Below are 19,607 nucleotides of genomic sequence, written 5' to 3' on the forward strand. Positions count from 1 at the left end.
GGGCTGTCTGACAGTGGGCATTTGACCACCTTTGCCTGGCTGCTGATTATCACCCTGTTTGCGACGGTCATCATTACGTTGCTGGATCGCAGGCTGGATCGTGAATTTCCGCGCAGATGGCGGGAAGGCCTGGCTGACAATTTTTTCCATACCATGTCGATCATGACCACGGGCAAGACCACACACAAAAACCTGTTTGGATGGATTGGCCGTATATGGTCGGCATTATGGATGGTGCTGGGCGTGGCCATCATTGCCTATGTCACCTCATCGATCACAAGCGTCATGACAACGACGTCGCTGACCAGCCAGATTCATTCTCTGTCGGATTTGTCCGGCAAGACCGTTGGTGTCCTGGGAGGCAGCGTGGGCGAAGATTATGTGCAGAACCTGGGAATCCGGACACAAAACTACGACACGCTGGACGCGTCGATCGAGGGTTTGATATCAGGCGAGGTTGATGCGCTTGTAGGGGATGCGCCCGTCCTGGAATACTTTGCCCATTCCCAGCCAGGCCAACCCGTTCGCCTGATCGGCGCCGTGTTTCATCCGGACAAGTACGGGTTTGGTTTTCCCTTGCAAAGCGAGTTGTTGCGGCCCGTCACCCTGGAATTGCTTGGCTTGCACGAGCGCGGCGACATACACAAGTTGCGCATGAAGTATTTCGGCAATACGCGTTAGCCGGCAGATGCCCCTGCCGGCAGGCTTGCGCTGCTTTGTGCTTATTCTGAATATGCCTTGAACTGGCCTGATTGCTCGTCGCGGACAAACAGCACGCCGGTGGCCACGCCAAAATAGGCGCCATGCAGTTTCAGCAGGCCCGCTTCTACGCGTTCGCGAACGGCAGGAAAGGTCATCAGATTGGCCAGGCTATACTCGACAACGGCCCACTCCAGTTGCCGGATCCAGCCCTGGCGATCTTGCGTCGGCGGTCCCAGACGCTCGACAACCGGCGCGATCTGCGACATCCATTTACCAATGAAATCCCGCTTGGACAAGGGCGCCGCCTTATTGGCAAACGCCGCCACGCCACCGCAACTGGCATGGCCCAACACCACAATGTGCTTGACCTGCAGTGCATTGACACCGAACTCGATGGCGGCACTGGTGCCGTGATACGACGAATCGACGTCCGGTTCACAGGGCGGCACCAGATTGGCAATATTTCGCACCACGAACATTTCACCCGGCCCCGCATCAAAGATGATTTCGGGCGCAACGCGGGAATCCCCGCAGCCGATGACCATGATTTCCGGGTGCTGGCCGCGTTGGCCCAGCTGTTCATAGCGCGCGCGCTCGCGTTCGAGCCGGCCATGAAGAAAAGAAGCGTAGCCATCGGTTAACCGTTGGGGGAACATATTCGGGTCCTGAATTCAAAATTTAAGCCGTTTATTTTACTCTTATTTTTTTCGACCCTGGCGACCGGACCATCCTTAGTCCAACCTGAGTTAAAACGGCGACATTAGCGGTGAAAATCACATGAAAAAACGCAAAAATCGCCAGAAATATCTTGACAGCGCACCAATCATCGCTATACTTCAAGCATCAAGGGGAGTAGCTTTCTTCCGCCGCATCGTCATTACGGCTGTCATGCAGTTATCTGCAGACGCCCGGTGCCCGGGCAACACATCCATGTTGCAGCAAGACCTTGCCACCAAGGGCAAGGTGCATCCTCAGATAAATGATGGCCTGTGTCCTTGCGGATCAGGCCGTTTTGTTTTGTCTGATGCTCCTCTCAGACTCTTCGTGCATCCTCTTGGGATTCACGAGCCCGACAGGCGTCCCGATCCGTTTTATTCCAACATTCAATTAGACGGATTCATGGTGAATTATGCTTGAACTTTTACAGACACTAAGCTGGGCAGCGGTATTTCAAATTATCCTGATTGATATCCTGCTGGGCGGCGACAATGCAGTTGTCATTGCGCTGGCCTGCCGCAATCTGCCGAAAAAGCAGAGGATGCAGGGCATTCTATGGGGCACCGCCGGTGCCATTATCCTGCGGGTTGCATTGATCGCTTTCGCGCTGACACTGCTAACCGTGCCTTTCCTGAAGATCGTAGGCGCACTGCTGCTGATTTGGATCGGTATCAAATTGCTGATCCCGGAAGATGATGCTCATGGCAACATAAACGGCGGGACAACGGTTTTCTCGGCGTTCAAAACCATTCTCATTGCTGATTTCGTCATGAGCCTGGACAACGTGATCGCCATCGCCGGTGCAGCCCAGGGCGCAAATCCGGAGCATCAGCTTGGTCTTGTGATCTTCGGCCTTATCGTCAGCGTTCCGATCATTATCTGGGGCAGTACGCTTGTTCTCAAGCTGATCGACCGTTTCCCGAGCGTAGTACTGTTTGGCGCCGCACTGCTGGGCTGGATCGCCGGCGGCATGCTGATCACGGACATCTTCATTGTGGAAAGATTTGGCGAGCCTTCTACTATGCTGAAGCTGACTGCAGAGATTATCGGCGCCCTGCTGATCGTCGTGGTGGGGCGCACAATCGCCCAGCGTAAAAAAACCGCGGCACTGAGCAACACGTGATGGAACGTCGTGCGCGCACCGGTCTGACCGATGCAGGCGCACGACGCAGCAGAACGAGATACATCAGCCGCGCTTGAACACCGGACCGCCAACAGGCGAGAACCCGGCCAATCGCGGCCGTTTTCTGACAATTACATATGCGCTAATGCATGTGTAATTTTTTTTGCCTGAAGCGTTTACGAACAACGGCCCTGGCCGGCGAGGTGATTATTGAACAATCGCCAGGGTTATTGGCGCATGCCGATTGCCAGGCGGTTGAATGCACTCATCAAGGCAATGGCAAAGGTCAGGTCGGAAATTTCCGCATCGCTAAAATGCGGCTTGAGCGGCTCAAAGTCTTCATCCGGCGCGCTGGTCTTGTCCACATGGGTGAGCGCTTCGGCCCAGGCCAGTGCCGCACGTTCGCGCTCGCTGAAGCGCTCACTGGCACGCCATCCGGCCAGACTGTCCAGTTTGGCATCGGCGATATCGCCGGCACGCAGTTCCCTGGTATGCATTTCCAGGCAGAAAGCGCAGCCGTTAATCTGCGACATACGCAACCATACCAGTCCGATCAATTGCTTGCCAAGACTGCTCTTTTCCAGCGCCTTCTTGGTTGCGCCCAAGCCCTGATAGGCCTCGGGCGACAAGGTCCAGTAAGGTAAGCGAAGGATACTCATATAAAAAATCTCCAGTTAAAGACAGGTTAGGTTGGATCGAGCGGCCACGACAAAGAACGCAAGGGCAAAGAGTCGATCTGTTCTTTGTCCGGTCGGCAAATCATATGAGCAATAGTAGAGTAATAATGGCCCAGCAAACAGGTGCAAGAAGCAGCTAATGATATGGTCCATAAATTGAACAAAGACATGTAATTTTTATGTAATTATGCCTTCGGTTGCATATTCACTTGAAAGCATATATTATTGAGGCCACAAAATGCAGATCTGATTCATCTTTTGATGCTGTCACCATGTACAGTTATCTACGTGACAGACCTGTTATCCAAGCGAATTCGCATCCAATTTACGCATTTCATTCATGCAGAGGCCAGAATCATGCCCAAAAAATCCAGCAAAGAATCGATGCCCCGTACTGATCGTGATGCCGACAAAAGCGGCAAGCGTACCCGCACCGCAGCCGGCCAGGTATTGAAAGTGGCAACGCTCAAAGATCTGCGCAAGGCCACCGGCCACACCCAGGAAGACCTGGCCATTGCGCTGGATATTGGCCAGGGCACCATCTCGCGCATAGAAAAGCGCAGCGACATGTTGGTGTCTACGTTGCAGCATTACATCGAAAGCCTGGGTGGCAAGTTGCAAATCGTGGCTGCGTTTACCGACCGTCCACCCATTGTGGTGGAGCGCCTGGGCAAGAAAATACCGCCTCATCAAAAAAACACTTCTATGAGTTCTTCACAAGTTATGACATCTGTTGATACCTGATACACCATGCAAACGCCTTCTACCCCTTACTACCTGATCGATAAATCTGCGCTGTTGCGCAACCTGCACGTCATCGACTACATCCGCCAGCAGTCTGGCGCCAAAGTATTACTGGCGCTCAAGTGCTTTGCCACCTGGTCGGTTTTTGATCTGATGCGCCAGCATATGGATGGCACGACGTCTTCATCCCTGTATGAAGTCAAACTCGGATTTCAGAAATTCGGCGGTGAAACGCATGCATATAGCGTGGCCTTTGCCGATCATGAAATTGACGAAGTGATTGCCAACTGCGACAAGATCATCTTCAATTCCATCAGTCAACTCACGCGCTTTGCCCCCGCAGCGGGCGACAAACCTGTCGGCCTGCGCCTCAACCCAGGCGTCAGTTGCGCCGGCTTTGATCTGGCCGATCCTGCCCGTCAGTACAGCAGGCTGGGCGAAAGCGATCCGGCACGCATTCTGTCTGTACTGGACAGGCTCGATGGCATCATGATTCATAACAATTGTGAGAATGGCGATTTTGCACGTTTTGATCAGTTGCTTACCCAGGTTGAAAATGACTACGGCGCGATCCTGCCTCACCTTAAGTGGGTCAGCCTGGGCGGCGGCATCAGCTTTACTGCACAAGACTATCCGCTGGATACTTTTTGCGAGCGCCTGCGGCGATTCGCACAGCAATACAACGTGCAGGTGTATCTGGAACCAGGAGAGGCTGCCGTGCGCCACAGCACAACGCTGCAAGTCAGCGTCCTGGATATCGTCGTCAACGAAAAGCAGTTGGCGATTGTGGACAGCTCCACCGAAGCCCATATGCTGGACCTGTTGATTTACCGTGAAACCGCGCCGGTTGGCGATGACACCGGCGAGCACACTTATATGGTTTGCGGCAAAACCTGTCTTGCAGGCGATATTTTCGGCGAAGGCCGCTTTGCCCGACCACTACAAATCGGTGACCAGATTGCCATCGGCGATGCCGGCGGCTACACCATGGTGAAGAAAAACTGGTTCAACGGTATTCATATGCCTTCCATCGCTGTCAAAGACGAGGATGGCTCCGTGCGCGTCGTGCGCGACTTTTCCTTTGACGACTACGTCAACAGCCTGTCCTAGGACAGGCTGCTTGTATTTAACAATTTGGGGGATTATCCAATGAAACGCAACGTTCTGATCATCGGCGCCGGCGGCGTCGCACACGTGGCAGCACACAAATGCGCACAGAACAATATTTTGCTTGGCGACATACATATTGCATCACGCACCGTGGCCAAATGCGAAGCCATTATTGCCTCTATCAAGGACAAAGGCAGTAAACACGGCCCCGGCCGCCTGCAGGCACACGCCCTGGACGCGCTCGACATCGAGGCCACCAAAACACTGATCCGTGAGACCGGCAGTCAGATCGTCATCAATGTTGGCTCGCCCTTTCTGAATATGTCAGTCATGGCTGCATGCATAGACACCGGCGCAGCTTATCTGGATACTGCCATTCATGAAGACCCGGACAAGGTATGTGAACCGCCACCGTGGTACGGTAACCATGAATGGAAGCGACGCGATGCCTGCAAAAAAGCCGGCGTGACCGCATTGCTAGGCGTTGGATTCGATCCTGGCGTGGTCAATGCCTATGGCCGTTTTGCCCTGGATACCTATTTTGATCATGTCGAGTCCATTGACATCATCGACATCAACGCCGGCAGCCACGGCCGTTACTTTGCCACCAACTTCGACCCGGAAATCAACTTCCGGGAGTTCACCTCTACCGTCTGGTCCTGGGAGCAAAATCGCTGGAAAGCCAGCAAGATGTTCGAGCATCGCCAGCAATGGGAAATGCCTGTAGTTGGCAATCACACGACATATCTGACCGGCCATGACGAGCTGCATTCCATGTCGAAAAACCTGGGCGTTCCCAACATCCGGTTCTGGATGGGTTTTGGCGACCATTACATCAATGTGTTTAACGTCTTGAACAGCCTGGGCCTGCTCTCTGAAAAACCCGTGCGTACGGCTGAGGGTGATGAAATTGTGCCACTTAAAGTTATCAAGGCTGTGTTGCCCGATCCGGCGTCACTTGCCCCGGGATACACGGGCAAAACCTGCATTGGCGACCTGGTAAAGGGCACGAAGAATGGTATGCCTCAGGAAGTGCTTATCTATAACATTTGTGATCATGAAGAAAGCTACGAAGAAGTGGGCAGCCAGGCCATTTCGTACACTGCCGGCGTGCCGGTTGTCGCCGCCGCCATGCTGATTGCCAATGGCATATGGGATGCCGGACACATGACCAATGTAGAAGAACTTGACCCCGCACCGTTTATCGAACAAATGAACCGGATGGGGCTGGTCACGCGCGTACGTGACGACAAAGGCGATCGGGTGCTGGAGCCGCAAAGGGAGCTGTTGATGCTGGCCCCGCAAGAGGAACCGAACAGCACGGTGGCATTCGACTATTTTGCTCATGACCAGGCCGTGCTTGCAAAAAGCCCGCCATCCCGACAGCACGATATGATGGCAGAGCGGCAACGCCTGACCGGCTGATTAGCCGGATTGTTTGCCGCAAATCGTGAATGGATAGTGAAAGCATCAGCCCCTGCCGCGCAAGCCGGGGTTGACGCTGCCATGCAGAGGCACCATTGCCCCTTCGCTTAAAGCGCGAGTTCGGCCTTCAGTTCTTCATATTGATCGGGATACGACTGCTGCACGAGCGCCAATTGATGCTCGATAGACTCCAGTTCCTTTTGAGCCGATTCCAGATACCCGTTCCGCTTTAGCCTTTTGTAGATGTCAATCTGATTTCTCAGCACATCGCGATCGAATGACAATTCAACGTTCACCAGTTTACTCTCCGCCATATATATTGATACCGAGCACAAAGTCTATTGCATAGACAAGTCATATTTATTACAAGGCCAGCGCTTTGTGTGCCTGTAGACAACTTGTCGCCATAAACAACTGTCCCTCGCCGATAAAAAGTATAAATCATCAAAAAAACCCATCCTCGGCAACATTGGGCAAGGCTGGCAAATCACGTTATTGAATCTGGTATTTTCATTTTGATATTCGATCTTTGATGCGTTTTTCTTTTACCAAAAAGGACAGATCAAGGCCGCTCATTCACCCGTGAACGCGGGCTGTTGTATTGTCGGCGGCACGGACGCGTCCCCCGGCAGTTGGCTCCACCAATCGCCCAGCGCATCAATCAGCGGCACAAGCCCCTGCCCGCCCGCCGTCAGGGAATATTCCACACGCAAGGGATAGCCTTCAAACACCTTGCGCTGGACAATGCCGGCATTTTCAAGTTTGCGCAATTCAAACGTCAGCATCTTATGCGAGACCGTTGGATTATCCCGCTTCAGATCGCTGAATCGCTTGACGCCGTCTTTCAGGTAATAGACCAGCAGCGTCGGCCAGCGCCCGCTCAATACCTGCATGACCTCCTCGATGGGACAGTAAGAGACCAGATTTTTCATAATGCTCCCGATGATGGTTACCAAAAAGTGCGTAATTTACTTGGAACTGAATATGCAACGATAATGCATGCGCAAGCCGCACTGGCTATCACACATGAATTATGGAGAATATTTTGATAGAACCGATTTTACTCTATGGCGTTCCCGCCGGCAGTTCCATGGGACTGATTGCAGCCCTGGAATGGCTGGGCAAACCCTACCGCCTGTGCCGCGTAGACATGCTGAGCGAAATGCTTGAACCGGCTTACCTGCGTATCAACCCCAGACGGGAAACGCCGGTCCTGATTACCGATCAGGGACAGGTCCTGACCGAGACAATGGCGATTGCCAACTGGCTGCAAGACCGGGACACCGAAAGACGTATCAGCTTTGCGCCAACCTCGCCTGACACTGATCGCATGCATCAGCTCATGGCCTTTATCAACACGGGCTTCACTGGCGCTTTTGTCCCGCTATGGCAGGCATGGGAGATGGAAAATCCGGACCCTCAAGTAAAAAAGATATTACAGCAGGCGGGCAATGCCGGCGTCATCAATCGTCATGACAAACTGGAGCAAATGGTTGGCGACAACCCCTTCCTGCTAGGCGCACAACCTTGCCTAGCCGATGCGATCTTTATAGGCGTCGCCCGATGGCTGGAGATCCACCAGGTGGCCGATCCTGCACGATGGCCCAAAATTGCAGCCATGCGCGAGCGCATAAGCTGCACGCCTGCTGTCGCCTTTGCAACTGCCATAGAAAATGGCGATACGCTGGCCGGATCCGATTCGTTCCTTGGACACCTGCCACTGAATGAAGTGATCGAACGATTTGGTGCGTGATTGAAGCGAGGCAGGAGCATGATACGCCGGCACGCTTCGCGCTCCTGCTCAGATTACCGGCTGTGGGTGGCGCACCTGCAATATCCATAATGACATCATGTGGCTCACAAGGCTGAACGGATCGTAGACCCCGTGCGCCGCAATGGCCCCAGATACTTTTCGACGGCCTGTTCCCGGGTAATCTGGCCGGCAGGAAGACTTATATTGATCGCCGCCAGCGCTTTCCCTTCCAGATCTTTCACGGTAATAGCCAAACCGCAAATGGCTTCATCCAGCTCTGCGTCTACCCACGCATACCCCTGCTCTCTGGTTCGCTCGATTTCAGTGCGCAGCTTTTCACGGTCGGTAATAGTCTGGTTCGTCAGTCGCTTAAGTGCTGCGGTTGCTAGAAAACCGTCGATGACCTCCTGCTCCGATTCCGCCAGAAGCGCCCGCCCCATGGAAACCGCATTGGCCGGCAGGCGGCTGCCCAGTGTCGGGCTGGATCGAAGAATTTTATAGGTCGGGATTCTCACTACATAAACAATCTCGTTTCCATCCAGGATCGACATCGCACATGACTGCTGAATGGATTGTGACAGCTCTTCCAGCTCCAATTGTGCCTGCCGCCAAAACGGCAGCGAGTAAAAATAAGAAAGCCCAAGATTGAGCGCTTTGGGAGTGAGCGCGTACCCGCGCCCTGCGGCATTTGTATAGCCAAGGTCAGTCAGCGTGAGCAGGTAGCGCTTGACGACTGACCTGCTCAATCCGGTATCTTCGGCAACACCCGCGATATTCATACCCAGTTTGCTGCGACCCAACGACTCAATAACCTGCAATCCCCGAGCAAAGGTGCGCACGAATGACTCACTGTCCGGACTGGCCATATTTAACTCTCCTGCTTATTTATATAAAGCCGTCTAGCATACCCGACGGTCCCGCCCAATAGAAGCGAATACGTCCATGTGTATTGTCATATCAGGCTTCATATCGTCCATTTGTTTCTTGAAACGCGAACAAATGTGTATTTATACCATTGACACGTCCGGTAAAGCTATCTAGAATAGTTCGTACAGCGGTTATTAGCAACCGCTTAGCGGTTGTTTTAAATGACAGCAAATTTGGTTTATTTATATCGGAGGCATATATGGAATATAAGTACGACACCGATTTCTGGGCAGGCAATACTGCCCGGAAAATCTGGGACGATATCGTCCCCGGTGCCCCACGCGAGACAATCCCCTACACCCTGACAAAGGAAGCGATCCACAAGTTATGCAAAGCAACGGGCGACATGAATCCTCTGTTCGTTGATGAGGAATACGCCAAAACGACCAAATGGGGTGGCCTTATCGCACCGCCCTCCATTCATGTATTGCTCATGTTTTCATGCACGCCCAACGATGATTGGATGCGCAGTCCGGGAACGATCAACGCAGGCCAGTCCTGGAGTTACAACCAGCCGGCCCGCCCGGGAGACGTCATTACGTTGCAGGCACGCGCGCTGGACAAGTTCATCAAAGGCAACCGCCTGTTTGCCGTTCATGACAACGTCTTCTTCAACCAAAACAACGAAGTTATTTGCTCCGGCCGCGGCTGGACGATTCGGCCGATGTAAGGAACAAGACATGGAAAATACATTCGAAATCAAAGAAGGCCTGCAAATCAAAGGAGTGCCCTTTGAACCCACCCGTGAAACGATCTGGGAATTTTGCGAAGCGTCTCTCGATTACAACCCGCTGCACTGGGACGACAAGTACATGGAGTCAGACTTTGGCAAGACAAATTTCGGCGGAATTATCATGCATGGCATGTCCAACTTCAGCCTGATCACCAAAATGATGACCGATTGGGCATTGCCACTTGGAGGTACTCACCGACGTTTGGAAACCCGCTGGAAGTCTCCAGTCAAGCCTGGTGACACGATAACCCCCAATGGGGTTGTCAAAATCGTCAAGAAAACAGAAAAAGCCCACTGGGTTGTTGTTTCAGTTGCAGTAACGAACCAGCAAAATACGCTCGTGGCTGAAGGAGAAGCCATGGTGGAATTTTCTGACGCCTAGAAGTGTAAAACCTGTGCCGTCTACACCGACGGCCCTATTCTTATTCTGGAGACAAGTCATGAAACATATAATTCGCGTAGTTACCGGGGTACTTGCTGCGTTAGCATGCACCCCCGCAGTGGCAGCCAGCTATCCCGATAAAGCGGTGACCATCGTTGTTCCGTTTCCGGCCGGCGGCACCACCGACGTGCTTGCCAGGCACTTGGGCAAGGCGTTGTCCGAAAAATGGGGTCAGCCCGTCGTCATTGAAAACAAAAGTGGCGCCAGCGGCACGATTGGATCTGCGGATGTTGCCCGTAGCACCCCAAATGGATATCGATTACTGGTGACTGCGACGCACCATATCATTAACCCCACTTTGCTCAAGGAAACAATTGCTTATGACACTAAGGCTGCATTCAGCAATATAGCCTTGGTAGCGTCAGTGCCCAACGTTCTAGTCGTTAATAAAAATTTCGAGGCGAAAAACGTACAAGACCTGATTAAGATGGCCAAAGAAAAGCCTGGGACGATCAATTTTGGTTCCGCCGGGATCGGTGGCGCCAACCATCTATCCGGTGAGCTCTTTGCGCACATGGCGGGGGTTAAATTAACCCATATCCCGTACCGCGGCGCAGCTCCATCCCTGAATGATTTGCTGGCCGGCCAGATACCGGTGATGTTCGATTCGGTGCCGGGTGTTCTGGCGCATATCCAGTCCGGGTCCTTGCGTGCTCTTGGCGTGACCTCTAAAGAGAGGGTCCCTCAACTTGAAGACACCCCCACGATTGCCGAGGCTGGCGTGAAAGACTTCGAGGCCATCTCAATATTCGGCTTATACGGACCAAAAGACATTCCCGGTGCTGTGCTGAAGCAAATCTCAAGCGATGTCAGAGATGCCCTTCAATCAGCAGACATCAAAAAGAAATTTGCCGCACTGGGCGCAACACCCGGAGACCTGTCTCAGCCGCAATTCGATGCTTATGTAAATAAGGAGATCGATAAATGGTCTGAAGTCATCCAGCAGGCCAATATCACGCTTCCGAAATAACAGAATAGTCAGTATTAACAGGATAAAACACCATGTTGGAGAATATCTTTAATCAGTCTGGACAAGGCAGCGACGATAAGGCGCTATCGAATATCCGAGTGCTCGATCTGACGCGTATCCTTGCCGGGCCTTGGTGTACACAGAATCTGGCTGACCTGGGCGCCGAGATAATCAAGGTCGAACGACCTGGAAACGGCGACGATACCCGAGCCTGGGGCCCTCCCTGGTTACCCGGTCAGCAAAAGGATCTGCCTGCAGACTCTTCATACTATTCTGCTGCCAACCGGGGAAAGCGCTCGGTGACAATTGATATCACCACGGAGCAAGGTCAGGCGCTGATTAAACGGCTGGCCAGAATAAGCGATGTGTTTATAGAAAATTTCAAAGTCGGGAATTTAAAAAAATATGGGCTCGATTACGAATCCATACGTAAGGAAAACCCCCAAATCATCTATTGCTCTATAACAGGCTTTGGTCAGGACGGCCCCTATTCACATCGCCCCGGTTACGATTTCGTATTCCAGGGAATGGGGGGAATGATGAGCATCACCGGTGAAAAAGACAGCCTTCCCGGTGGGGGCCCTCAGAAGGTGGGAATCGCCCTGGCCGATATCATGACCGGCATGTATTCCACTATCGCGGTGCTGGCGGCAATCAATCACCGGAATAAATCGGGTAAGGGTCAATATATCGATATGTCGTTGCTCGATTGCATTGTGGCCCTGGGCAGCAACCAGATTACGGGCTATTTTTCCAGCGGCAACGTGCCTGCCAGAATGGGGAATGCCCACATGAGCCTGGTTCCCTATGGCGTTTACCCCACGCTAGACGGGCACATCATCATCGCTATCGGCAATGACGAGCAGTGGCAACGCTACTGCTCGGTCATCGACCGTCATGATCTTGCCAGCGATGAGGATTTCACCAAGGTCACAGGCCGCATCGTCAATCGGGAACGCCTTGACGCCAATCTGAATCAAACCATGCAAACCCGCAGCTCTGCCGACTGGCTGGAAGTGCTGGAAAAAAATGGTGTTCCTTGCGGCCCCATCAATAACTATGAGCAGGTATTTCAGAACGAGCAGGTCATCCATCGCAAGTTAAAAGTCGATCTGGAACGCGAAGACGGCGCCCGTATCAGTGCAGCGGCTTCCCCGCTGCGATTGACAAGTACGCCGCCAACATACGACCTGCCTCCTCCTGTCGTCGGGCAACATACAGATGAGATATTGCAACAGCTGTTGAACGTCGATGATGGTGAGCTGGCTCAATTGCGTAAATCACGCGTGATATGACTATTGTGAAAATCAAATTATAGTAAAGAGAGTATCCATGAACAATCTGATGCAAGACGCCTTTATTTGCGACGCTATTCGTACGCCCTTTGGACGCTATGGGGGTGCGCTGTCCACGATCCGCACCGATGACCTGGCGGCAATGCCCATTTCGGCCCTGATGAAGAAAAATGAGAAGGTAGATTGGTCGGCAATCGACGATGTCATCTTCGGATGCGCCAATCAGGCCGGCGAAGACAATCGCAATGTCGCCCGCATGGCCACATTATTGGCAGGTCTTCCGGTTCAGGTGCCTGCCTCTACACTGAATCGCTTATGCGCCTCCGGCCTGGACGCCATCGGCACTGCGGCGCGCGCGATCAAAAGCGGTGACGCACAAATGATGATTGCCGGTGGCGTCGAGAGCATGTCGCGTTCACCATATGTCGTTGGCAAGGCGTCTACCCCCTTTTCCCGTCAGCAACAAATGTTCGACACCACATTGGGCTGGCGATTCGTCAATCCGCTGATGAAACAGAACTTTGGCGTCGACTCGATGCCTGAAACTGCCGAAAACGTCGCAACGCAATTTGGCATCTCGCGTCAGGATCAGGACGCGTTTGCCTATCGCAGTCAACAGCGCGCAACGCAAGCGATCGCCGCCGGCCTGTTCGACGACGAGATTATGCCCGTTACCATTGCCAACAAAAAATCTGAACAGACCATTGTCGCTCGCGATGAACACCCGCGGCAAACAAGTTTGGAAAAACTGGCACAACTCAAGCCGATTGTCAGGAGCGATGGCACCATCACCGCCGGAAATGCATCCGGCGTCAATGACGGCGCATGCGCCGTGCTGCTTGCCACTGGCGATGCAGCAAAAAAATATGGCCTTGAGCCCAAAGCCCGTGTCGTTGGCATGGCTTTCGCAGGTGTAGAACCCAGAATCATGGGCTTTGGTCCTGCGCCTGCCGTGCGCAAGGTGCTTGCCCTGACCGGTCTGCATATCCACGATATGGACGTGATCGAACTCAATGAGGCATTTGCCGCGCAGGCGCTGGCCGTGACACGCGATCTCGGCCTGGCTGATGATGCAGCACATATCAACCCAAACGGAGGCGCTATTGCCCTGGGCCATCCGCTAGGCGCGTCCGGCGCCAGATTGGCAATGACAGCTGTCAACCAACTGCACCGGACCGGCGGACGCTATGCACTGTGCACCATGTGCATCGGCGTAGGACAAGGTATTGCAATCGTGCTGGAACGGGTGTGAGCGATCCAGCGACATGGGAGCGGACCGTGACTAACAAACTATGCGACAGCGCGATTGACGCGGTCAATGACATTCCCGATGGGGCGACGATCCTGGTGGGTGGATTCAGTGGCGCAGGCGTACCGGACGTGCTCATCAGCGCATTGCTCGAGCATGGCGCGAAAGATCTCACACTGGTCCACAACAATGCCGGCAATGCCTTGCTGGGCGTGGCCAGGCTCCTGGACGCGGGCCGTGTCAGAAAAATGATATGTTCATTCCCCCGCTCCTGGGAATCCCACGTGTTCGAAGGCCTGTATCGTGAGGGAAAAGTTGAGCTGGAGTGCGTGCCACAAGGCACGCTCGCTGAACGGCTTCGTGCGGGCGGCTCAGGCCTTGGTGGAATATTTACACCGGCTGGCTTCGGCACTGATTTGGCACGCGGCAAGGAGGCCCGTGTGATCGGGGGCCGCGGCTACATTTTTGAACACGCGTTAACTGGCGATTTTTCTTTGGTCAAGGCACGTCATGCCGACCGGTGGGGCAACCTTCAATACCGCATGACCGCACGCAACTTTGGCCCGGTCATGTGCATGGCAGCAAAAACCACCATCGTAGAAGTAGACGATGTGGTTCCCTTGGGCATGATGGACCCTGAAACCATTGTGACATCGGGCGTTTTTGTTCAAAGAGTAATCAATCTTAAAAAGGTAACAAAATGAGCGAGTGGCAACCTGTTTCTCGAGAACATATGGCAAGACGCGTCGCACAGGATGTTTTCCCCGGCGCGGTGGTCAATCTCGGTATTGGGATGCCTGAACTGGTGGGAAACTATTTTGCGGCTCAGGACGAGATCATCGTCCATACGGAAAACGGCATTGTCGGATCAGGTCCGATTGTTGATGGCAGCCTGCAGGACTTTGATCTGATCAATGCAGGACGCAAGACAGTCAGTCTGGTCTGCGGCGGCCATTTTGTGGATCATGTGGATTCATTTGCTCTGGTGCGGGGCGGGCACCTGGACATCACTATACTCGGCGCGTTTGAGGTATCCGCTTCGGGGGATCTGGCAAACTGGTCCACTGGCGCAGACGCAAATTTGCCTTCCCCTGGTGGGGCAATGGATCTTGTCGTGGGCGCGCGCAGTGTATTTGTCATGATGAATCTTTTTGGAAAGAACCAGCAAGCGCGGCTCGTTGAGCAATGCACGCTGCCATTGACAGGCGCGCGCGTTGTAAAACGTCTTTACACCGATCTTGCTGTCTTTGAGCTTTCAGGTGCTGTTCCCACCGTGCTGGAACTGACTCCCGGAACAAGCCTGGATGCGTTATCGCGGCGATTAGGGCTTTCACTGCAGCCGGCGCCCGCTGGTATTGGCAATTACAGTTGCTGAACCAGGTCCCGCAGTAAGCCGGCCGGCCGCGTCTATTTTGTGGCTGCCCGCAATTGTGAAGCGCTAGCGTGAAGATTTTGAAGGAACCTGATCAAATTTCCAGAAACAACTCGGCTAGCGTAGAGCGAAGCCAGCGGTTCCCCGGGTCCTGGTGATAGCGCTCGTGCCAGTGTTGCTTGATGGAAAAGTCCGGAAACCTATAGGGAGGAGCGAGCGCCTTGACATGCGCAATTTTGACCAGTATTTTGGCGACCCGCCCGGGGAGCGTGGCCATCAGATCGGTATTGGCCAGCAAATTGCCGACACCCGGAAGGGTAGGTAACGACAGGGCAACTTTACGCTGTGTTCCTTGACGTTTCAGTTCCCGTTCAACAATCTCGTTTCCGGTACCTGGCGCTATCAGAACAACATGCCGTTCACTTTTGAACCTGCTTTGGGTCAGTTTGGTCTCAATACGCGGATGGTCGCGTCGCACCACGCAGGCAAATCCATCTTTGAACAACTTCTGTTGGTAGAAACCCGCCTCAAGCTCGGGCATATAACCTATGGCAAGATCTGCATCCCCCGATTCCAGTAGTTTTCCTGTATCAGCCTTGATACGCAGAACTTCAATCTGGACATTGGGCGCCACCCTGGCCACCTTATTCATCATTGCCGGCATAAATTCAAGATGACTGATGTCCGTCATGGATATTCTGAACGTCCTGAACGACGATGCCGGATCGAATTCAGCCTGTTGCTCAGTGGCCAGCTGCAGCAATTGCAAAGCCTGACGCAATTGTGGTACGAGCATAGCGGCCCTTGGGGTTGGCATCATCCCATTCCCAGTACGTACGAACAACTGATCATTGAAACGACGCCGCAACCGCGCGAGCGCCAGGCTGACCGACGTTTGCGGAATGCCGAGATTTTCGCCGGCCCGACTGACGCTGCGAGTCTTGTATATTTCATCAAAAACGGCTAGTAGCTTCATGTCCATTATTTAATTTCCTGCTAGCGTGTATTACCTGTCCTCGATCGACGCAATGATACCCGGTCCCTAAAATGCACACAAGAACCAGACATAACTGGCACAACCCGCACATTCCAGGAGACATCACATGAAATCGATCGCGTTTCGACTTTTTTTTCTTGCCACGCTCACGATCACCGGCACAGGCGCCCTTGCAAACAATTGGCCTGCCGGGCCCGTAAGTATCGTCGTCCCTTTTGATGCCGGCTCTACCCCTGACTTTACCGCTCGCCTTATCGGTGAACGCCTGGCGGCAAGACTACACCAACCCTTCGTAGTGGAGAACAAGAGCGGTGCAGCAGGCAATATCGGGACCAACGTCGTTGCCAAAGCAGACGCCGATGGGCAAACGATCGGGGTGAGCATTGCTGGAGCGCTGGGCGTCAATGCCCTTTTGTTCAGGAACATGCCGTATGACGTAGCCAGGGACATCGAATTGGTCACCGTGGCCGTGTCGCAACCCTCGGTGCTGGTGGTCGGATCCAAACTGGCCACGACCGATACCAAGCAGTTGGCCGCTTTGATGAAAGCCAACTCGAAACTCAGTTTCGCGTCTATCGGCGCGGGGTCCATTTCGCATCTGGCAATGGCGGCCCTGGTGGCCAAAACGGGCGGAGATGCCGTACATGTGCCCTACCGGGGATCGGGTGCGGCGGTCACTGCTGTTCTGTCGGGTGATGTCGACATGGCGTTGCTGCCCGCAGCAGCTGTAATGCCCCATGTTAAAGCAGGCAAGCTGCGCGCATTGGCGGTTGCCTCGCCTGCCAGATCTCCTTCGCTTCCCGACATACCCACGTTGGCCGAAAGCGGTCTGCCGAACATAAAGGGAGACGCCTGGATCGGCTTCATTGTGCCGGCCAAAACCCCCGCTTCCATTGTCAATGCCTTGCATGAGAACCTGGTTCAGATTCTGGCCGAACCGGCGGTCCAAAGCAGACTTCGCACCCAGTACATGGACCCGGTGGGTAACTCGCAAGCCGATTTCGGCAAGCTGCTGCAAGCAGATTTAGCACGCTGGAAACAGGTAGTCGAACAAAACAATATCAAACTTAATTAACACTTTGACAAGGACAGCATCCATGACAACCTTACCATCGACCTTGTTAGAGCCATCACGAAATCTGCCGGTTTTTGGCGAGTATGACGTCGTTGTCATCGGCGGTGGTCCTGCTGGACTTGCCGCTGCAGCCAGCGCCGCACGCCATGGCGCCCAAACGCTACTGGTGGAGTCCTATGGCTTTCTCGGAGGCATGGGCACCGCCGGCGGCGTAACCAACTTCGCAGGCCTCTACGGTCGCCACAACGGTCAAATGCAGCAGCTGGTACGCGGTGCAGTAGATGATCTGCTGTCGCGCCTTGAAGCGCTGGGCGGCCTGAACCGGCCTCAGGATGGAATGCAAGGACGCATCAGGGTTCGCTCGTACGATACGTCCATATACAAATGCGCGGCCGACCAATGGATGCTGGCTTCAGGCGTGAACTTATTATTTCACGCCAGTGCCTGCGCAGTGCTTATGGACGACACCCGCATCAACGCCCTCGTGGTCGAGACCAAATCAGGCAGACAGGCGATCCGGGCCAACGTTTTCGTTGACTGCTCAGGCGACGCAGACGTGGCAGTATTTGCCGGTGTCCCCCATGAAATAGGTGACGGACACGGCAGCGGACTCTTTCCGACGACGATGTTTCGTGTCGGTCACGTGGACGCCTCACAAGCACTGCCTGCAGTGGGTGAGTTCAAGGCCATCAACGACTTTATGGAACGTGCACAAAGGGAACACCCGGGACGGTATCGCTTCCCGCGAGATGGCGCCATCCTACGACCGCAAATCCATTCTTCCGAATGGCGAGCCAATGTCACTCAAATTGCCAACGCCGATGGTCGCGCCTTGAACGCAGTGGATGCCAATGAGCTGAGCGCCGGAGAGGTAGAAGGCAGACGCCAGGTTCTTGAATACTTTCAATTTCTTCGCGAACAGATTCCGGGTTTCTCTGAAGCGCGTATCGTCGAAATCGCGCCACAAATCGGCATTCGTGAGACTCGTCGCATTCAGGGATGTTATGCGTTGACGGGTGACGACATCCTCAATTCTGCCCGCTTTGACGACAGGATCGGCATGAACGCCTGGCCCATGGAATTGCATCAATCCGGCGGTATTTCATGGGGATTCCCATCGGATCCAGACCGGGCATACAACGATCTGCCGTGGCGGATGCTGGTGCCGGTCCAGGTGCAAAATCTGCTGATTGCGGGACGCTGTGCCTCAATGACTCACGAGGGGCAGTCTGCAGCCAGGGCCAGCGGCGCATGCTTCGTTATGGGTCAGGCGGCCGGCACCGCCGCCGCAATGGCAGGCACGACACCGTTGCAATCGTTCGATCCAGTACATCTGCAGCAGACCTTGCGCGCGGACGGATGCCTGCTGGAGCCATGAAACCAAGATGGACATCGCCACTTGGTCCATGCTCCAGTCATGACCGATGCGGAGCAGATCCACGCAACGGGCGACGCGCTTATACAGTGGCAGCAAGATTGGACACCATTGAAAACTGGAGGCTACACCTCTGATGCACTATCATATTCATGCGCGACTTCTCGCAAGCAGTTCATGGCCAGGCGCAAGGCATGCGACATGAACGCTTCCTTGCTCCAGTACATGGCGACTGCCCCTGATCCGGACAAGCGCATTGGCAGGATCCTGAGTACATTCATTTGCGCCAGACGCAGGGAGGCTCGAACCGAGGCCACGCCTATCATGTCGCTATTGTTCAGGAACATGAGATTGGCTGTAACGGAATTGGTCTCTATCGTATCCTGCGCCAGGTTCTGCCCTGCCGCTGCCAGTGCAACATCCAGCGCATTGCGCACCGGCGTGCCTTTTGGCCAGACTAACCAGCGATAAGCATGCAAATCCGACCAGCGCAGGCTGCTGACTTGCAAAAGCGGGTGCCCTGGACGTACGACGAAGTGAATACCGTCAAAGAACAGGTTCTCGGTCTCCAGATTCGGGCTGCCCAGATCCGTATCGGCTCGACCCAACACAATATCCAGCGCCCCCTGCTCCAGCTGAGAAATCAACCGGTCAGTGGTTCCTTCAACAAGATTCACCCGGGCCTTTGGCATATGTGTCAGCAGACGCATGATGGCCAGCGGGACAGTGTCAGACGCGGCAACACCGCTTGCGCCGATCATGACCCGTCCGCTACCGCCTTCACGCAGCATTTCCATATCACTGCTGGCACGATCCAGCTGAATGTCGATTTGCCTGGCGTGAGCAATCAGCATCTCTCCATAGGGCGTCGGAATCAGGCCACGCGCATGGCGCTCGAACAAGGGCAAGCCAATATCTTCC

General features: G+C 54.0%; 23 protein-coding genes. 16 read left to right on the plus strand and 7 right to left on the minus strand.

Going from position 1 to position 19,607, the window contains the following annotated elements:
• Positions 1 to 681, plus strand: a 681-nt coding sequence (locus tag ACTIKR_RS15050) for an ABC transporter substrate-binding protein (protein ID WP_442328248.1), incomplete at its 5' end; no start/stop codon positions are given.
• Between the two features lie 41 nt (positions 682 to 722).
• On the opposite strand, the gene ACTIKR_RS15055 is transcribed toward ACTIKR_RS15050, so the two are convergent.
• Complete coding sequence (locus tag ACTIKR_RS15055) at positions 723 to 1,358, minus strand: carbonic anhydrase (RefSeq protein WP_193089423.1); 636 nt, start codon at positions 1,356 to 1,358, stop codon at positions 723 to 725.
• A gap of 121 nt (positions 1,359 to 1,479) precedes the next feature.
• On the opposite strand from ACTIKR_RS15055, the gene ACTIKR_RS15060 reads away from it, so the two are divergent.
• The gene (locus tag ACTIKR_RS15060; protein WP_193089422.1) at positions 1,480 to 1,839 is read left to right on the plus strand and encodes a hypothetical protein; all 360 of its coding nucleotides are present in this window, start codon (positions 1,480 to 1,482) and stop codon (positions 1,837 to 1,839) included.
• A complete protein-coding gene (locus ACTIKR_RS15065; protein ID WP_193089421.1) occupies positions 1,832 to 2,542 on the plus strand; it encodes a TerC family protein in 711 nt (236 codons plus the stop codon). The genes ACTIKR_RS15060 and ACTIKR_RS15065 overlap by 8 nt, the downstream gene beginning before the upstream one ends.
• 227 nt (positions 2,543 to 2,769) lie before the next feature.
• Here ACTIKR_RS15065 and ACTIKR_RS15070 read toward each other — a convergent pair whose 3' ends face one another.
• Positions 2,770 to 3,201 carry a carboxymuconolactone decarboxylase family protein gene (locus ACTIKR_RS15070; RefSeq protein ID WP_193089420.1) on the minus strand — a complete coding sequence of 144 codons (432 nt, stop codon included), beginning with the start codon at positions 3,199 to 3,201 and terminating at the stop codon, positions 2,770 to 2,772.
• A 375-nt stretch (positions 3,202 to 3,576) separates the two neighbouring features.
• Between ACTIKR_RS15070 and ACTIKR_RS15075 the strand changes: the two genes are divergently transcribed.
• Genes ACTIKR_RS15075 through ACTIKR_RS15085 form a run of 3 tightly spaced genes read left to right on the plus strand, consistent with a single transcriptional unit; the run spans position 3,577 to position 6,498 of the window.
• Positions 3,577 to 3,963, plus strand: coding sequence for a helix-turn-helix domain-containing protein (locus ACTIKR_RS15075; protein WP_193089419.1), 387 nt, complete (start codon positions 3,577 to 3,579; stop codon positions 3,961 to 3,963).
• A gap of 6 nt (positions 3,964 to 3,969) precedes the next feature.
• Positions 3,970 to 5,073 (plus strand): carboxynorspermidine decarboxylase, encoded by a 1,104-nt coding sequence (locus ACTIKR_RS15080; protein ID WP_193089418.1) that lies wholly within the window; start codon positions 3,970 to 3,972, stop codon positions 5,071 to 5,073.
• Positions 5,074 to 5,112: 39 nt separating this feature from the next.
• On the plus strand, positions 5,113 to 6,498 hold the full coding sequence (locus ACTIKR_RS15085; RefSeq protein ID WP_442328249.1) for a saccharopine dehydrogenase family protein: 1,386 nt from the start codon (positions 5,113 to 5,115) through the stop codon (positions 6,496 to 6,498).
• Positions 6,499 to 6,605: 107 nt separating this feature from the next.
• On the opposite strand, the gene ACTIKR_RS15090 is transcribed toward ACTIKR_RS15085, so the two are convergent.
• A complete protein-coding gene (locus tag ACTIKR_RS15090; protein ID WP_193089416.1) occupies positions 6,606 to 6,794 on the minus strand; it encodes a hypothetical protein in 189 nt (62 codons plus the stop codon).
• Positions 6,795 to 7,070: 276 nt separating this feature from the next.
• Positions 7,071 to 7,430, minus strand: a complete 360-nt coding sequence (locus ACTIKR_RS15095) for a winged helix-turn-helix transcriptional regulator (protein ID WP_193089415.1) — start codon at positions 7,428 to 7,430, stop codon at positions 7,071 to 7,073.
• A 113-nt stretch (positions 7,431 to 7,543) separates the two neighbouring features.
• Here ACTIKR_RS15095 and ACTIKR_RS15100 point away from each other — a divergent pair, with 113 nt between their 5' ends.
• Entirely contained in the window at positions 7,544 to 8,251 is a 708-nt protein-coding gene (locus tag ACTIKR_RS15100) for a glutathione S-transferase family protein (protein ID WP_226817057.1), read from the plus strand.
• A 104-nt stretch (positions 8,252 to 8,355) separates the two neighbouring features.
• Here the strand turns inward: ACTIKR_RS15100 and ACTIKR_RS15105 are convergent, their stop codons facing one another.
• A complete protein-coding gene (locus ACTIKR_RS15105) occupies positions 8,356 to 9,117 on the minus strand; it encodes an IclR family transcriptional regulator domain-containing protein (protein ID WP_442328250.1) in 762 nt (253 codons plus the stop codon).
• A gap of 260 nt (positions 9,118 to 9,377) precedes the next feature.
• Between ACTIKR_RS15105 and ACTIKR_RS15110 the strand changes: the two genes are divergently transcribed.
• From ACTIKR_RS15110 to ACTIKR_RS15140, 7 genes are read left to right on the plus strand one after another with little or no spacing between them, the layout of a single operon-like run.
• Positions 9,378 to 9,848 carry a MaoC family dehydratase gene (locus tag ACTIKR_RS15110; RefSeq protein ID WP_442328251.1) on the plus strand — a complete coding sequence of 157 codons (471 nt, stop codon included), beginning with the start codon at positions 9,378 to 9,380 and terminating at the stop codon, positions 9,846 to 9,848.
• Positions 9,849 to 9,858: 10 nt separating this feature from the next.
• On the plus strand, positions 9,859 to 10,293 hold the full coding sequence (locus ACTIKR_RS15115) for a MaoC family dehydratase (RefSeq protein WP_193089412.1): 435 nt from the start codon (positions 9,859 to 9,861) through the stop codon (positions 10,291 to 10,293).
• A gap of 58 nt (positions 10,294 to 10,351) precedes the next feature.
• Positions 10,352 to 11,323: a Bug family tripartite tricarboxylate transporter substrate binding protein gene (locus ACTIKR_RS15120; protein WP_193089411.1), complete on the plus strand. Its 972-nt coding sequence runs from the start codon at positions 10,352 to 10,354 to the stop codon at positions 11,321 to 11,323.
• Between the two features lie 32 nt (positions 11,324 to 11,355).
• The gene (locus tag ACTIKR_RS15125) at positions 11,356 to 12,618 is read left to right on the plus strand and encodes a CaiB/BaiF CoA transferase family protein (RefSeq protein ID WP_442328252.1); all 1,263 of its coding nucleotides are present in this window, start codon (positions 11,356 to 11,358) and stop codon (positions 12,616 to 12,618) included.
• Positions 12,619 to 12,655: 37 nt separating this feature from the next.
• Entirely contained in the window at positions 12,656 to 13,870 is a 1,215-nt protein-coding gene (gene pcaF, locus ACTIKR_RS15130) for a 3-oxoadipyl-CoA thiolase (RefSeq protein ID WP_442328253.1), read from the plus strand.
• Between the two features lie 26 nt (positions 13,871 to 13,896).
• Positions 13,897 to 14,571, plus strand: coding sequence for a 3-oxoacid CoA-transferase subunit A (locus tag ACTIKR_RS15135; RefSeq protein WP_442328254.1), 675 nt, complete (start codon positions 13,897 to 13,899; stop codon positions 14,569 to 14,571).
• Positions 14,568 to 15,242 carry a CoA-transferase gene (locus ACTIKR_RS15140; protein ID WP_442328255.1) on the plus strand — a complete coding sequence of 225 codons (675 nt, stop codon included), beginning with the start codon at positions 14,568 to 14,570 and terminating at the stop codon, positions 15,240 to 15,242. The genes ACTIKR_RS15135 and ACTIKR_RS15140 overlap by 4 nt, the downstream gene beginning before the upstream one ends.
• A gap of 91 nt (positions 15,243 to 15,333) precedes the next feature.
• On the opposite strand, the gene ACTIKR_RS15145 is transcribed toward ACTIKR_RS15140, so the two are convergent.
• Positions 15,334 to 16,221, minus strand: a complete 888-nt coding sequence (locus ACTIKR_RS15145; protein ID WP_193089407.1) for a LysR family transcriptional regulator — start codon at positions 16,219 to 16,221, stop codon at positions 15,334 to 15,336.
• A 121-nt stretch (positions 16,222 to 16,342) separates the two neighbouring features.
• Here ACTIKR_RS15145 and ACTIKR_RS15150 point away from each other — a divergent pair, with 121 nt between their 5' ends.
• On the plus strand, positions 16,343 to 17,311 hold the full coding sequence (locus ACTIKR_RS15150; RefSeq protein ID WP_193089406.1) for a Bug family tripartite tricarboxylate transporter substrate binding protein: 969 nt from the start codon (positions 16,343 to 16,345) through the stop codon (positions 17,309 to 17,311).
• 22 nt (positions 17,312 to 17,333) lie between these two features.
• Positions 17,334 to 18,689: an FAD-dependent oxidoreductase gene (locus ACTIKR_RS15155; protein ID WP_193089405.1), complete on the plus strand. Its 1,356-nt coding sequence runs from the start codon at positions 17,334 to 17,336 to the stop codon at positions 18,687 to 18,689.
• 122 nt (positions 18,690 to 18,811) lie between these two features.
• Here the strand turns inward: ACTIKR_RS15155 and ACTIKR_RS15160 are convergent.
• Positions 18,812 to 19,607, minus strand: a 796-nt coding sequence (locus tag ACTIKR_RS15160; protein WP_442328256.1) for a LysR substrate-binding domain-containing protein, incomplete at its 5' end; no start/stop codon positions are given.

It is taken from the genome of Advenella sp. (assembly GCF_052108595.1).
Lineage (GTDB): Bacteria > Pseudomonadota > Gammaproteobacteria > Burkholderiales > Burkholderiaceae_B > Advenella.

What these genes read in the sequence shown, in the direction of transcription:
- ACTIKR_RS15055 (WP_193089423.1), bottom strand. Translation starts at nt 1,358, where the DNA reads ATGTTCCCCCAACGGTTAACCGATGGCTACGCTTCTTTTCTTCATGGC.
- ACTIKR_RS15060 (WP_193089422.1), top strand. Translation starts at nt 1,480, where the DNA reads ATGAAAAAACGCAAAAATCGCCAGAAATATCTTGACAGCGCACCAATC.
- ACTIKR_RS15065 (WP_193089421.1), top strand. Translation starts at nt 1,832, where the DNA reads ATGCTTGAACTTTTACAGACACTAAGCTGGGCAGCGGTATTTCAAATT.
- ACTIKR_RS15070 (WP_193089420.1), bottom strand. Translation starts at nt 3,201, where the DNA reads ATGAGTATCCTTCGCTTACCTTACTGGACCTTGTCGCCCGAGGCCTAT.
- ACTIKR_RS15075 (WP_193089419.1), top strand. Translation starts at nt 3,577, where the DNA reads ATGCCCAAAAAATCCAGCAAAGAATCGATGCCCCGTACTGATCGTGAT.
- ACTIKR_RS15080 (WP_193089418.1), top strand. Translation starts at nt 3,970, where the DNA reads ATGCAAACGCCTTCTACCCCTTACTACCTGATCGATAAATCTGCGCTG.
- ACTIKR_RS15085 (WP_442328249.1), top strand. Translation starts at nt 5,113, where the DNA reads ATGAAACGCAACGTTCTGATCATCGGCGCCGGCGGCGTCGCACACGTG.
- ACTIKR_RS15095 (WP_193089415.1), bottom strand. Translation starts at nt 7,430, where the DNA reads ATGAAAAATCTGGTCTCTTACTGTCCCATCGAGGAGGTCATGCAGGTA.
- ACTIKR_RS15105 (WP_442328250.1), bottom strand. Translation starts at nt 9,117, where the DNA reads ATGGCCAGTCCGGACAGTGAGTCATTCGTGCGCACCTTTGCTCGGGGA.
- ACTIKR_RS15110 (WP_442328251.1), top strand. Translation starts at nt 9,378, where the DNA reads ATGGAATATAAGTACGACACCGATTTCTGGGCAGGCAATACTGCCCGG.
- ACTIKR_RS15115 (WP_193089412.1), top strand. Translation starts at nt 9,859, where the DNA reads ATGGAAAATACATTCGAAATCAAAGAAGGCCTGCAAATCAAAGGAGTG.
- ACTIKR_RS15120 (WP_193089411.1), top strand. Translation starts at nt 10,352, where the DNA reads ATGAAACATATAATTCGCGTAGTTACCGGGGTACTTGCTGCGTTAGCA.
- ACTIKR_RS15125 (WP_442328252.1), top strand. Translation starts at nt 11,356, where the DNA reads ATGTTGGAGAATATCTTTAATCAGTCTGGACAAGGCAGCGACGATAAG.
- pcaF (WP_442328253.1), top strand. Translation starts at nt 12,656, where the DNA reads ATGAACAATCTGATGCAAGACGCCTTTATTTGCGACGCTATTCGTACG.
- ACTIKR_RS15140 (WP_442328255.1), top strand. Translation starts at nt 14,568, where the DNA reads ATGAGCGAGTGGCAACCTGTTTCTCGAGAACATATGGCAAGACGCGTC.
- ACTIKR_RS15145 (WP_193089407.1), bottom strand. Translation starts at nt 16,221, where the DNA reads ATGGACATGAAGCTACTAGCCGTTTTTGATGAAATATACAAGACTCGC.
- ACTIKR_RS15150 (WP_193089406.1), top strand. Translation starts at nt 16,343, where the DNA reads ATGAAATCGATCGCGTTTCGACTTTTTTTTCTTGCCACGCTCACGATC.
- ACTIKR_RS15155 (WP_193089405.1), top strand. Translation starts at nt 17,334, where the DNA reads ATGACAACCTTACCATCGACCTTGTTAGAGCCATCACGAAATCTGCCG.